General features: G+C 67.8%; 11 protein-coding genes. 9 read left to right on the top strand and 2 right to left on the bottom strand.

The features are described from left to right. The first annotated feature begins 4 nt into the window (after nt 1–4). From nirJ to RSP45_RS13800, 3 genes are all read left to right on the top strand, one after another. The gene (gene nirJ, locus RSP45_RS13810) at nt 5–1,228 is read left to right on the top strand and encodes a heme d1 biosynthesis radical SAM protein NirJ (RefSeq protein WP_415392367.1); all 1,224 of its coding nucleotides are present in this window, start codon (nt 5–7) and stop codon (nt 1,226–1,228) included. Between the two features lie 22 nt (nt 1,229–1,250). Next, nucleotides 1,251–2,795, top strand: coding sequence for a cytochrome D1 domain-containing protein (locus RSP45_RS13805; protein WP_415392366.1), 1,545 nt, complete (start codon nt 1,251–1,253; stop codon nt 2,793–2,795). A gap of 70 nt (nt 2,796–2,865) precedes the next feature. Beyond that, complete coding sequence (locus tag RSP45_RS13800; RefSeq protein ID WP_415392365.1) at nt 2,866–3,033, top strand: hypothetical protein; 168 nt, start codon at nt 2,866–2,868, stop codon at nt 3,031–3,033. Nucleotides 3,034–3,241: 208 nt separating this feature from the next. Here the strand turns inward: RSP45_RS13800 and RSP45_RS13795 are convergent, their stop codons facing one another. Next, nucleotides 3,242–3,604, bottom strand: coding sequence for a DUF5368 domain-containing protein (locus tag RSP45_RS13795; protein WP_415392364.1), 363 nt, complete (start codon nt 3,602–3,604; stop codon nt 3,242–3,244). Between the two features lie 13 nt (nt 3,605–3,617). Next, the gene (locus tag RSP45_RS13790) at nt 3,618–4,967 is read right to left on the bottom strand and encodes an FAD/NAD(P)-binding oxidoreductase (RefSeq protein WP_415392363.1); all 1,350 of its coding nucleotides are present in this window, start codon (nt 4,965–4,967) and stop codon (nt 3,618–3,620) included. 277 nt (nt 4,968–5,244) lie between these two features. Here RSP45_RS13790 and RSP45_RS13785 point away from each other — a divergent pair, with 277 nt between their 5' ends. Genes RSP45_RS13785 through RSP45_RS13760 form a run of 6 tightly spaced genes read left to right on the top strand, consistent with a single transcriptional unit; the run spans nt 5,245 to nt 13,004 of the window. Further along, complete coding sequence (locus RSP45_RS13785; RefSeq protein WP_415392362.1) at nt 5,245–7,452, top strand: 4Fe-4S binding protein; 2,208 nt, start codon at nt 5,245–5,247, stop codon at nt 7,450–7,452. A 17-nt stretch (nt 7,453–7,469) separates the two neighbouring features. Then, nucleotides 7,470–9,425: a TAT-dependent nitrous-oxide reductase gene (gene nosZ / locus RSP45_RS13780; RefSeq protein WP_415392361.1), complete on the top strand. Its 1,956-nt coding sequence runs from the start codon at nt 7,470–7,472 to the stop codon at nt 9,423–9,425. A 4-nt stretch (nt 9,426–9,429) separates the two neighbouring features. Continuing rightward, entirely contained in the window at nt 9,430–10,761 is a 1,332-nt protein-coding gene (locus RSP45_RS13775) for a nitrous oxide reductase family maturation protein NosD (protein WP_415392360.1), read from the top strand. Further along, on the top strand, nt 10,727–11,626 hold the full coding sequence (locus RSP45_RS13770; RefSeq protein ID WP_415392359.1) for an ABC transporter ATP-binding protein: 900 nt from the start codon (nt 10,727–10,729) through the stop codon (nt 11,624–11,626). Before RSP45_RS13775 ends, RSP45_RS13770 begins: the two co-directional genes overlap by 35 nt. After that, nucleotides 11,623–12,444, top strand: coding sequence for an ABC transporter permease (locus RSP45_RS13765; protein ID WP_073067328.1), 822 nt, complete (start codon nt 11,623–11,625; stop codon nt 12,442–12,444). Before RSP45_RS13770 ends, RSP45_RS13765 begins: the two co-directional genes overlap by 4 nt. Further along, a complete protein-coding gene (locus RSP45_RS13760) occupies nt 12,441–13,004 on the top strand; it encodes a nitrous oxide reductase accessory protein NosL (protein ID WP_073067326.1) in 564 nt (187 codons plus the stop codon). The genes RSP45_RS13765 and RSP45_RS13760 overlap by 4 nt, the downstream gene beginning before the upstream one ends. The last annotated feature ends 1 nt before the right edge of the window (nt 13,005 follow it).

Raw genomic sequence — 13,005 nt, 5'->3', positions numbered from 1 at the left:
AAGGATGTTCCGCCTGACCCAATACATGCACCAGCTGGTCGAGCCGACCCCGGTCCGCCGCCGCGGCACGCCCGGCTCGGTCAAGCCGGTGGTGATCTGGAACCTGACCCGCACCTGCAACCTCAAATGCCGCCACTGCTACACGGTCAGCTCGGACCACGTGTTCCCGGGTGAGCTGACCCACGAACAGGCGCTGGGGGTGCTGGACGACCTGTCGCAGTTCCGCATCCCGGCGCTGATCCTGTCGGGGGGCGAGCCGCTGAGCCGCTTCGACTTCTGGGAGCTGGCCGAGCGCGCGCGGGCGCTGGATTTCCGGCATCTGTCGCTGTCCACCAACGGCACCAAGCTGGGCGAGCCCGGCGTGGCCGACCGGGTGGCGGCGCTGGGCTTCGATTACGTCGGTATCTCGCTTGACGGGATCGGGGCCACCAACGATTGGTTCCGCGGCGTCGAGGGCGCATTCGACAATGCGCTGGCGGGCGTGCGCGCCTGCAAGGCCCGCGGCGTCAAGGTCGGCCTGCGCTTCACCATCACCAAGGACAACGGCGACCAGCTGCCGCTGATGCTGGACCTGTGCGAATCCGAAGGGGTGGACAAGTTCTACCTGTCGCATCTGGTCTATGCCGGGCGCGGCGACAAGCACCGGGGCGAGGACCAGGAACACGCCCACACCCGCCGCGCCATGGACCTGCTGATCGAACGCGGCTGGGACGCGGTGTCGAACGGCCGCCCGCTGGAGATCGTGACCGGCAACAACGACGCCGATGCGGTGTGGTTCATGCGCTGGGCGGAACGCAATTTCGAGCCCGCCGCGGTGGCCCATATGCGCGAGCATCTGGTGGCCTGGGGCGGCAATTCCTCGGGGCTGGGGGTGGCCAACATCGACCCGCAGGGCAAGGTCCACCCCGACACCTACTGGTCGGACTACACCGTCGGCAGCGTCAAGGAAAAGCCGTTCAGCCAATGGTGGACCGGCGACGACCCGATGCTTGCCACGCTGCGCACCCGTCCGCGGCCGCTCAAGGGCCGCTGCGGCGCCTGCGCGTTTCAGGATGTCTGCGGCGGCAACACCCGCATCCGCGCCTTGCAGCTGACCGGCGACCCCTGGGCCGAAGACCCGGCCTGCTATCTGTCCAATGCCGAGATCGGGGTCGAGGGCGACCTTGAGCGGCTGACCGTCACCCCGTTCCGTGGAAAGAGCCATGACCCCGCGCATCGTTTCTTCTGAAAGACGCCTCCGGCGGGGGTATTTGGGCCAGAAAGAAGTCCTGTGGGCAGCAGCCCTTGCGCTGGCGCCGCTGGCGGTTGCGGCTGACCCGGCGGCGGATTACGCCGAGCATTGCGCCTCGTGCCACGCCGAGGACCGGCTGGGCGGAACGGGCCCGGCGCTGATCCCGGAAACGCTGGGCAGGGTGAAGGGGCTGGACGAGGTGATCGCCCACGGCCGCCCCGCCACCCAGATGGAGGGTTTCGCCGACCGGCTGTCCGAGCCGCAGATCGCCGCGCTGGTCGAGTTCATCAAGGCGCCGCTGGCCGAGACGCCATCGTGGACCGTGGCCGATATCGAGGCCAGCCGCGAGATGGAGGCGGACTATACCCCCGCCGAGGCGCCCGTCTTCGACGCCGACCCGATGAACATCACCCTGGTGGTCGAGACCGGCGACCACCACGTCAGCGTGCTCGACGGCGACACGCTGGACGTGCTCGACCGCTTTCCTACCCCCTATGCGGTGCATGGCGGGCCGAAGTTCTCGCCCGACGGGCGCTATGTCTTCATCATGTCGCGCGACGGCTGGGTGCAGAAATACGACATCTGGTCGCTGAAAGAGGTCGGGCGGGTGCGCGCCGGGCTCAACAGCCGTAACATCGCCATGAGCCATGACGGCAAATGGCTGGCGGTCGCCAACTACCTGCCGCACACGCTGACCATCCTGTCGACCGAGGACCTGACCCCGGTGAAGGTGCTGGAGGTCAAGGCCCGCGACGGCAGCGAATCCCGCGTCTCGGCCGTCTATCAGGCGCCGCAGCGGCGGTCCTTCATCCTGGCGCTGAAGGACGCCCCGGAAATCTGGGAAGTCGCGACCGACCCCGAGGCCGGGCCGTTCCACGACGGTTTCGTCCACAGCCACGAGAAGGGGATGGAGGAATCGGTCGGCGCCCAGAAGGGCCTGTTTGCCCGCCGCCGCATCGTCATCGAAGAGCCGCTGGACGATTTCTTCTTCGACCCCGACTATCGCCACCTGATCGGCACCAACCGCGAGGGCACCAAGGGCGTGGTCGTCAACCTCGACGTCGGCCGCGAGATCGCCGAGCTGCCGCTGCCGGGAATGCCGCATCTGGGATCGGGCATCACCTGGGACCGCAACGGCCACAAGGTCATGGCCACCCCGCACCTGAACGAAGGCGTGCTGTCGGTGATCGACATGACCGACTGGTCGCTGGTCAAGGCGATCAAGACCAACGGCCCCGGCTTCTTCCTGCGCAGCCACGAGACCAGCCCCCATGTCTGGGCCGACGTGTTCTTCGGCCCGCACAGGGACGAGGTGCATATCATCGACAAGCAGACGCTGGAAATCGTCAAGACGCTGAACCCGGCGCCGGGCAAGACCGTGGCCCATACCGAGTTCACCCGCGACGGCAAATACGCGCTGGTGTCGATCTGGGAAGACGACGGGGCGGTGGTCGTCTATGATGCCGCCACGCTCGAGGAGGTCAGGCGCCTGCCGATGCGCAAGCCTTCGGGGAAATACAATGTCTGGAACAAGATCACCTTCTCGGACGGGACCAGCCACTGAGGCGGCCCGACCGCAGCCGCGCAGCCGCCTGCGGCTGGCGCTGATCCTCGCGCCCTTCGTCTGGGGGGCGGTGGCGATCAACCTGTTCATGCTGGCGCTGATCGGGCGGGCGCTCGGCTGGCCCAGCCTGTCGCCGGTGGCGACGATCCTGGTGGCGCTGCCGCTGACGTTGCCGGCGACCTGGCTAGCCACGCGCTGGATCGGCGGGCTGATCGACGAGGCCGAGCGCGACAGCTGACCGCTGCCGCTCTCACGCTCTCACGCTCTCACGCTCTCACGCTCTCACGCTCTCACGCTCTCACGCTCTCACGCTCAGACGGCCATGCATCGCCGCTGCCCGGCAAGCCCGGAAGCGGCAGCGGCTTTCTTCCTTGCAGAAATATCCTCGGGGGCGTGGGGGAGCGGAAAGCCCCCCGGCTCCGGGGTCGCGCAAACGGCGCGGCGGATTATGCCTTGGGCCGGCGCACCAGCGGCCGGGCCAGCGACTGCGCGGTATAGACCAGGATCGCGATCCCCACCGCGCCCATCGCCGCCACCCCCAGCAGCGCGATCACGTCGATCGGCCCGCCGATGTCGCGCAGCCCCGAGCGGGTGATCCACAGCACGAACGCGACCGCCGCCACCGCGCCGAAGGGCATCGAAATCTGCGCCCACAGGAACTTGTGCATCGACATCGCGCGGTCGCGGACCAGCACATACAGATAGGCCGCAGTCACCAGCAGCGCCGCCGCGACCATTGCCCAGAACAGCCCGCGGCCGAACATTTCCTCGAACACCGCGATCAGCGTGCCCAGCGTCATCTCTTGCATGGCGCGTTCCTCCTCAGGCCTTGCCGCGCAGCATGGCGTTATAGGTGGCCTTCAGCGCCACCTCCTTCATCAGCCAGCTGATCCACAGCTCTTCCAGCGGCGCAATCAGGCCGGGGAACGAGGGGACCAGGTTGTTGTCATAGTCGAACTCGACCAGCATCGCGCGGCCGACGCGGGTGATCATCGGGCACGAGGTATAGCCGCCATAGACCGCCGTCCCCTCGCGCCCCTGGATCGCGGCGACCAGATGGTCCTCGACCACCGGCACCTGCCATTTCACGCTGGCGGCGGTCTTGCCCTTGGGCACACCGGCGATGTCGCCCAGCGCGAAGATCTCGGGGTAGCGCAGGTGGCGCAGGGTCTTCATGTCGCATTCGACCCAGCCCTGATCGGTCCATTTGTCGGCCCAGCTCAGCCCGGACTCGCGGATCACCTGCGGGGCGCGCTGCGGCGGGATGACGTGCAGGTAGTCGTAGGGCATCTCGACCGTGGATTTCGTGACCTCGCCGGTCGCGGCGTCGGTGGCCGAGGTCTCGAACCGGGCGATGCGGCGGCCCGGCTCGATCCCCTTCAGCGTGTGGCCGTAATGGGTGGCGATGCCGCGTTCGCCGAACAGCATCCGCACCTTTTCCGACACGATCGGCACCGAGAACAGCACCGGCTGCGGGCAGACGTAATGCGCCTCGTACCTTCCCGCGGCGCCGTTGCGGCTGGCGATGTCGTCGATCAGAAAAGTGTGTTTCAGCGGCGCGCCGGCACATTTCATCTCGGTCGCCGGGCGGGTGAAGATGCCGACCCCGCCGGTTTCGGTGAACTGCGAGGCCGCCTGCCAGGTCCGCTGCGCGTAGTCCGGCCCGGCGTAAAGCGCGCCAAGCCCGTCCCTGCCGACCAGATCCAGCGAGAACCCCTCAATCGCGTCGTGGTCCAGCACCAGCCCCGGCGCGACGATCAGGAAATCATAGTCCAGCCGCTGCCCGCCCGCGGTGGTGACGGTCTTCGCCTCGGGGTCGATTTCCGCGGCCTGTTCGGTCACAAGCGAGATGCCGCGCGGCAGCCAGTCGGCGGTGCGCGACACCACATAGCCCGGCGGCTTCAGCCCCGCCGCCACCAGCGACAGCCCGGGCTGGTAAAGATGTTCGGCCCGCGCATCGACCACGGTGATCTGCGCCCCGTCCAGCCGCTGCACCAGCCGGTTGGCAAATGCGGTTCCCGCCGCGCCCGCGCCGATGATCACGATCCGGGCGCTGGTCTGGACCCTGGCGGCCTGCGCCGGGGCGGCGCCCAGCCCGGCCGCGGCGGCACCGGCCAGCGCCATGCCCAGCACCCCGCGGCGCGAGGTCATCAGTTCCACCCTTCGGTTCATCGCGCCATTCCTCCGTGCATTCATTTTCGCCTGTCCCGGACGGCAGGGATTCCCCGTCGCCGATGCATTGAGCATACATATCACTTACTTTCGATGTTATGAAGATACAGGATTGCGGCCATTTGTCCCACAGACCCGGATTCTCGCAACAAATCCTTGTCGTTAGCACAGCCGCCGGCGCTTTGCCGGCCGCGCCCGCCCCGGCGAATTGACACTCCTCAAATACGCGGGTCCGCCGGTCTGCTAAGTCCGGCCGGAAACAGCCGGATTGCCAGCCATGAACATTCTTCGCCTGATCGTCCTTCTTTGTGCCTGGCTGGCGATAACCGGCCCGGCACATGCCGAATCGGTGCTGGCGCAGTTCCTGCCCGAGCAATCCGCGGGTGAGCTGGTCGAGGGCGCCGACGGCTTCGGCCCGATCCGCGACGACCTGCCGGTCGCGCCGGTACTGCGCGGCGGCGAACGGGTGGCGTGGGCCTTCATCACCACGGATTTCGTCGGCACCACCGGCTATTCCGGCAAGCCGATCCACACGATGGTCGCCGTCGACGACGAGGCCAGGATCGCCGGCGTGCAGCTGGTGCACCATTCGGAACCCATCGTGCTGATCGGCATCCCCGAGGCGAAGGTGCAGACCATGGTCGAGGGCTACCGCGGGCTGGACCTGATCGCCGAGGCCAAGGCCGGCGGCACCGGCCATGATGTCGAGATCATCTCGGGCGCCACGGTGACGGTGATGGTGATCGACGATTCCATCGTCCGCTCGGGGCTCAAGGTGGCGCGCACGCTGGGGCTGGGCGGGCTGGCCGCGCCGGTGGCGCAGGCCGGTCCCAGCTTCGAGATCAACCCCGAGGCCCCCGCCCCGTCGAGCTGGACCGAGATGGAGGGCGACGGCACCCTGCGCCGGATGGTGATCGAGGTGGGCCAGGTCAACGAGGCCTTCGCCACCAACGCCGACCCCCGCGCCGTCCGCCGCGCCCTGACCGAACCGCCGGAAACCACCTTCATCGAGATGCAGGTGGCGCTGGCCTCGGTCCCCTCGATCGGGCAGGCGCTGCTGGGCGAGGCGCAGAACACCAACCTGCAAAGCTGGCTGAAACCCGGCGAACAGGCGATCGCGGTGGTCGGGCGCGGGCTCTACAGCTTCAAGGGCTCGGGCTATGTGCGCGGCGGCATCTTCGACCGGATCGTGCTGATCCAGGACGACGTGTCGGTGCGTTTCCACGATCGCGACCACCGGCGGATCAACGGGCTGGCCCCCGAGGACGCGCCGGATTTCCCGGAAATGGACCTGTTCAAGATCCCGGCCGAGTCGGGCTTCGACCCCGGCAAGCCGTTCCGCATCCAGCTGCTGGTGCACCGCGATGTCGGGCCGGTGGAAAAGGTCTTCACCACCTTCGACCTGGGCTATCAGCTGCCGCAGCAATACCTGCGCGCCGTCGCACCCCCGCCCGCCCCGCCCGAGGCCGTGGCCGCGGCGGATGCCGCAGCCGCCATCGCCGAGCCCTCGGAAAGCCGGGCCCAAGCCGAGCTGTGGAAGCGGATCTGGATGGATTCCGAGGTCAAGATCGCCATTCTCGGTGCGATGCTGGCCGTGCTGACGCTGGTGTTCTTCTTCCAGCATTTCGCGGTCAGGAACGAGCGGCGCTTCTACATCTTCCGCATGGCCTATCTGACCGTCACGCTGGTGGTGCTGGGCTGGATGTTCAACGCGCAGCTGTCGGTGGTGAACATCATGGCGCTGACCGGCAGCTTGGTGTCCGGCTTCAGCTGGCAGGCGTTCCTGTTGGACCCGCTGACCTTCATCCTGTGGTTCGCGGTGGCGGCGGCGCTGCTGTTCTGGGGCCGCGGCGCCTATTGCGGCTGGCTGTGCCCGTTCGGCGCGCTGCAGGAACTGACCAACCAGATCGCCCGCAAGCTGCGCATCCCGCAATGGACCCTGCCCTGGGGGCTGCACGAGCGGCTGTGGCCGATCAAATACATGATCTTCCTGGGGCTGTTCGGGGTGTCGCTGGCCTCGATCGAGCAGGCCGAGCGCCTGGCCGAGGTCGAGCCGTTCAAGACCGCGATCATCCTGAACTTTGTCCGCGCCTGGCCCTTCGTCGCCTATGCGGTGGCGCTGCTGGTGGCGGGGCTGTTCGTCGAACGCTTCTACTGCCGCTACCTGTGCCCGCTGGGTGCGGGGCTGGCGATCCCGGCGCGGCTGCGGATGTTCGACTGGCTCAAGCGCTATCGCGAATGCGGCAACCCCTGCCAGACCTGCGCCAATGAATGCCCGGTGCAGTCGATCCACCCGACCGGAGAGATCAACCCCAACGAGTGCATCAACTGCCTGCACTGCCAGGTGCTCTACCAGTCCGAAACGAAATGCCCGGTGGTGATCCGGCGGCTCAAGCGGCGGGAATCCGTCGCCGCCAGCCCCGCGCCGCGGCTGGGGCCGGCCCCTGCGGGCCATCCCAACGCAACCCCCCGACTCAAGACCTGAAACAGAGGAGGTCGAACATGGAAACCAACGACAAGAAGGGCGTCAGTCGCCGCGCGCTGCTGGGCGCTACCGCCGGCGGCGCCGCCGTCGCGGGCGCTTTCGGCGGCAGGCTGGCGCTGGGGCCGGCCGCACTGGGGCTGGGCACGGCCGCGGCCGTGACCGGCGGCACCGCCGGTGCGGCGGGCGCTGCGGAAATCAACGTCGCCCCCGGGCAGCTCGACCAGTACTACGGCTTCTGGTCCTCGGGGCAGACCGGCGAGGTGCGCATCCTCGGCATCCCCTCGATGCGCGAGCTGATGCGGATCCCGGTGTTCAACCGCTGCTCGGCCACCGGCTGGGGCCAGACCAACGAGTCGCTGCGGATCCTCGAGCGCTCGATGACCGAAAAGACCCGCAAGCATCTGGCGGCCAACGGCAAGCGCATCCACGACAACGGCGACCTGCACCACCTGCACATGTCCTATACCGAGGGCAAGTACGACGGTAAGTACCTGTTCATGCAGGACAAGGCGAACACCCGCGTCGCCCGGGTCCGCTGCGACGTGATGAAATGCGACGCCATCCTGGAAATCCCGAACGCCAAGGCGATCCACGGGATGCGGCCGCGGAAGTTCCCCAGCTCGAACTATATCTTCTGCAACGGTGAGGACGAGGCGCCGCTGATCAACGACGGCACCACGATGGAAGATATCTCGACCTACGTGAACGTGTTCAGCGCCGTCGACACCGAGGCGATGGAAGTGGCGTGGCAGGTGCTGGTGTCGGGCAACCTCGACAACACCGACTGCGACTACGAAGGGAAATGGGCGTTCTCGACCTCGTACAACTCGGAAATGGGGATGAACCTCGCCGAGATGAGCGAGTCCGAGATGGACCACGTGGTCGTCTTCAACATCGCCGAGATCGAAAAGGCGATCGAGGCCGGCCAGTACGAGGAAATCAACGGCTGCAAGGTGCTGGACGGCCGCAAGGACGCCAACAGCCAGTTCACCCGCTACATCCCGATCGCCAACAACCCCCATGGTTGCAACATGGCGCCGGACAAGAAGCACCTGGTGCTGAACGGCAAGCTGTCGCCCACCGTCACGGTGATCGACGTGACCAAGCTGGACGCGATCTTCTACGAAGGCGCCGAGCTGCGCAGCGCCGTGGTGGCGGAACCGGAACTGGGGCTGGGCCCGCTGCACACCGCCTTTGACGGGCGCGGCAACGCCTATACCTCGACCTTCATCGACAGCCAGGTCGTCAAGTGGAACATCGAGGACGCGATCCGCGCCTATGCCGGCGAGGACGTGGACCCGATCAAGCAAAAGCTGGACGTGCACTACCAGCCCGGCCACCTGAAGACCACGATGGGCGAGACGCTGGACGCGCAGAACGACTGGCTGGTCGTGCTGTGCAAGTTCTCGAAGGACCGCTTCCTGAACGTCGGCCCGCTGAAGCCGGAAAACGATCAGCTGATCGACATTTCCGGCGACCAGATGGTGCTGGTCCACGACGGCCCCACCTTTGCCGAGCCCCACGACGCCATCGCCGTCGATCCGGCGATCCTGTCGGGCGTCATCAAGTCGGTGTGGGACCGCAACGACCCGATGTGGGCCGAGACCCGCAAGCAGGCCGAGGCGGACGGCGTCGACATCGACGAATGGACCGACACGATCGTCCGTGACGGCAACAAGGTCCGCGTCTATATGTCCAGCGTCGCCCCCAGCTTCTCGATCGAGAGCTTCACGGTGACCGAGGGCGACGAGGTGACGGTGATCATCACCAACCTGGACGAGATCGACGACCTGACCCACGGCTTCACCCTGGGCAACCACGGCGTCGCCATGGAGATCGGGCCGCAGATGACCGCGTCGGTGACCTTCGTCGCGGCCAATCCGGGCGTCTACTGGTACTATTGCCAGTGGTTCTGCCACGCGCTGCACATGGAAATGCGCGGCCGGATGCTGGTCGAGCCGAAGGCGGCCTGATCCGATGCGCTGGCTGTCCCTGATCCTTGCCCTGGCCCTTGCCCCGGCCGCCACCCTGGCGGCCGAGCATGAGGTCGCGCCGGGTGCGGGCAGCCTTGCGCGCGCCATTGCCGGGGCTGCCCCCGGCGACGTGCTGAAACTGGCGGACGGGGTCCATGCGGGCCCCGTCACCATCGACCGCCCCCTGACCATCACCGGCAGCCGCGATGCCGTCGTGGACGGCCAGGGCCAGGGCACCGTCATCACCATCGAGGCGCCCGACGTGCGGCTGGAAGGGTTTTCCGTCACCGGCTCGGGGATGGTGAACCAGGACCTCGATTCAGGGATCAAGATCCGCAAGGGCGCCGACCGGGCGCAGGTGCTGCGGCTGGCCCTGACCGGCAACATGCACGGCGTCGACGTCCACGGCGGCCACGACGCGCAGGTGATCGGCAACGAGATCACCGGCACGCAGGTGCTGCACATGAACGAGCGCGGCAATGGCGTCTATGTCTGGAACAGCCCCGGCACGGTGGTCGAGGGCAACACCATCCGCTATGGCCGCGACGGCATCTTCTCCAACACCAGCGCCGACAGTTTCTATCGCAACAACCTGTTCCTGGACCTGCGCTTCGCGGTGCATTTCATGTACACCCGCAACACCGAGGTGTCGGGCAACATCTCGGTCGGGAACCACCTGGGCTATGCGATCATGTTCTCGGACCGGCCGGTGATCCGGGGCAACCTCAGCCTGGGCGACCGCGAACACGGGATCATGCTGAACTATGCCAACAGCGGCGATGTCAGCGGCAACCTGGTCCGCGGCGGCGCCCGCAAGTGCCTGTTCATCTACAACGCCCACAAGAACCTGATCTACGACAACCGCTTCCAGGACTGCGGCATCGGCATCCACTTCACCGCCGGGTCCGAGCGCAACGTGCTGACCGGCAACGCCTTTCTGGGCAACCGCGAGCAGGTGAAATACGTCGGCACCAAGCACATGGAGTGGAGCCTCGAGGGCCGCGGCAACTACTGGTCCGACCACCCCGCCTTCGACCTGAACGGCGACGGCATCGCCGACGGCAGCTATCGCCCCAACGACCTGATGGACCATATCCTGTGGTCGCAGCCCGCCGCGGCGCTGCTGACCGGGTCGCCCGCCGTCCAGCTGATCCGCTGGAGCCAGAGCAACTTTCCCGCCACCCTGCCCGGCGGCGTGCGCGATTCCGCGCCGCTGATGCAGCCGCTGGCCATTCCTGTCCCCGATGACGTCGCCGCCATGGAGGCCGCCGTCGCCGGGCGCTGGGACAAAGGTAACTTCGATGACTTCGACGCTGAAAATCTCACATCTCACTAAACGCTACGAATCGGTCGAGGCGCTGCGGGATGTGTCGCTGACCCTGGAACCGGGGATGCGCATGGCACTGCTGGGCCACAACGGCGCCGGCAAGTCGACGATGATGAAGATCATCCTGGGGCTGATCCCCTTTGACGGGGGCGAGGTCTCGGTCTGCGGCGGCGCCCCCGGCTCGGCCGCGGCGCGGGCGCAGGTGGCCTATCTGCCCGAAAACGCGGCCTTCCACCCGGCCCTGACCGGCGAGGAACAGATCCGCCATTACCTGGCGCTGCGCGGCGAGGATGCCGGGCGCGCGGGCGAGCTGCTGGAACGGGTCGGGCTGGGCCACGCCAAGCGCCGCCGCATCGGCACCTATTCCAAGGGGATGCGCCAGCGCGTCGGGCTGGCGCAGACGCTGATCGGGCGGCCGCGGCTCTTGGTGCTGGACGAACCCACCTCGGGGCTGGACCCGGTGTCGCGGCGCGATTTCTATGCGCTGCTGGACGGGCTGGCAGCCGAGGGCGCCTCGATCCTGCTCTCCAGCCACGCGCTGACCGAGGTCGAGGCCCGCACCGACCGCATCCTGATCCTGGCGCGCGGCCGACTGGTGGCCGAAGGCACCCTGCCCAGCCTGCGCCACGAAGCGGCGCTGCCGGTGACGCTGCTGGTCACCCCCGCCGCCGGCGCGGCCGAGCCGCTGGCCGCCGCCCTGCCCGGCGCCGAGCCCACCGCCGACGGGCGCCTGCGGCTGGATTGCACGCAGGCCGACAAGCTGCCGCTGCTGGCGCGGATCACCGCGCAGGGCGAGCGCGTGGCCGACCTGGACGTGATCCCGCCCAGCCTGGAAGACATCTACACCCATTTCGGTCACGGAGAGGCGGCATGAACCGCATTCTTGCCACCGCGGCGTCCGAGTTCCGCATCGCCTTCCGCAACCGCTGGGTGCTGATCGCCACCGCGCTGATGGTGCTGTTCTCGCTGGTGCTGGCCGCCGCCGGGGCCGCGCCCACCGGCGACGTCGGCGTGGACCGGCTGTCGATCACCGTCGCGTCTCTGACCTCGCTGGCGGTCTATCTGGTGCCGCTGCTGGCGCTGCTGATGAGCTTTGACGCCATCGCCGGCGAGGTCGAGCGCGGCACCCTGCCCTTGCTGCTGACCTATCCGGTGTCGCGGCTGCAGATCCTGCTGGGCAAGCTTCTGGCGCATCTGGCGATCTTGGCCTTGGCGCTGGTGCTGGGCTACGGCGCCGCCGGCGTCATGGCCTTTGTCACCGATCCCGCCTCGATCACGGCGCTGCCGTCGCTGTGGCGGCTGATCTGGACCTCGGTCCTGCTGGGCGCGGCCTTCCTGGGGCTGGGCTACACGCTGTCGTCGCTGTCGCGGCGGCCCTCGGGGGCGGCGGGGCTGGCGATGGGGCTGTGGCTGCTGTTCGTGGTGCTTTACGATCTGGGCCTGCTGGCGCTGGTCGTGACCGACAGCGGCGGCGCGCTGACCACCCATGTGCTGCCGGTGGCGCTGCTGGCCAACCCGGCCGATGCGTTCCGCCTGTTCAACCTGTCCGCAGCCAGCGCCGTGGCCGAGGCCGGCGGCATCGGCGGCGCCGCAAGCGCCATCGCGCTGTGGAAATCCGCGGCCTCGCTGGTGCTGTGGCCGGTGGCGGCGCTGCTGCTGGCCTGGGCCGCTTTCCGCAAGGTGACGCCATGAAGCTGCTGCCGCTTGCCCTGCTGCTGGCCGCCCTGACGCTTTCCGCCTGCAAGGAGGAGGTGGCGCAGGACATCGGCCCGCAGGAGTTCACCGCCGAATCGCTGGGGCATTACTGCCAGATGAACCTGCTGGAACACCCCGGCCCCAAGGCGCAGGTGGTGCTGGAAGGCATGCCGACGCTGTTCTTCAGCCAGGTCCGCGACGCTATCGCCTATACCCGCGCGCCCGAGCAGATGGCCCCGATCCTGGCGGTCTATGTCAACGACATGGGCGCGCCCGGCGCCACCTGGGACGTGCCCGGAGAGGGCAACTGGATCGACGCCAAGACCGCGTTCTATGTCGTGGGCTCGGGCCGCGAAGGCGGCATGGGCGCCCCTGAAACGGTGCCGTTTTCCACGCGCGAGGCCGCGCAAGGCTTTGCCGATGCCGAGGGCGGCACCGTGCTGCAGCTGGACGCGATCCGCGACGACATGGTGCTGGCCCCCGTCGACATGGGCGACGAGGACGAAGACGATTACCTGCGGCGCCTGCGCGCCCTTTCCCAACCCGCCGGAGGTTGAA

It is taken from the genome of Paracoccus sp. SJTW-4 (assembly GCF_047716885.1).
Taxonomy (GTDB): Bacteria; Pseudomonadota; Alphaproteobacteria; order Rhodobacterales; family Rhodobacteraceae; genus Paracoccus; species Paracoccus solventivorans.
The sequence above is the reverse complement of the archived record's forward strand: the minus strand, read 5'-3'. Positions and strand labels throughout refer to the sequence as shown.

Bases quoted from the DNA above. Each gene is read 5' to 3' on its own strand.
- RSP45_RS13770 (WP_415392359.1), top strand. From the start codon at position 10,727: ATGACTTCGACGCTGAAAATCTCACATCTCACTAAACGCTACGAATCG.
- nirJ (WP_415392367.1), top strand. From the start codon at position 5: ATGTTCCGCCTGACCCAATACATGCACCAGCTGGTCGAGCCGACCCCG.
- RSP45_RS13765 (WP_073067328.1), top strand. From the start codon at position 11,623: ATGAACCGCATTCTTGCCACCGCGGCGTCCGAGTTCCGCATCGCCTTC.
- nosZ (WP_415392361.1), top strand. From the start codon at position 7,470: ATGGAAACCAACGACAAGAAGGGCGTCAGTCGCCGCGCGCTGCTGGGC.
- RSP45_RS13785 (WP_415392362.1), top strand. From the start codon at position 5,245: ATGAACATTCTTCGCCTGATCGTCCTTCTTTGTGCCTGGCTGGCGATA.
- RSP45_RS13760 (WP_073067326.1), top strand. From the start codon at position 12,441: ATGAAGCTGCTGCCGCTTGCCCTGCTGCTGGCCGCCCTGACGCTTTCC.
- RSP45_RS13790 (WP_415392363.1), bottom strand. From the start codon at position 4,967: ATGAACCGAAGGGTGGAACTGATGACCTCGCGCCGCGGGGTGCTGGGC.
- RSP45_RS13795 (WP_415392364.1), bottom strand. From the start codon at position 3,604: ATGCAAGAGATGACGCTGGGCACGCTGATCGCGGTGTTCGAGGAAATG.
- RSP45_RS13775 (WP_415392360.1), top strand. From the start codon at position 9,430: ATGCGCTGGCTGTCCCTGATCCTTGCCCTGGCCCTTGCCCCGGCCGCC.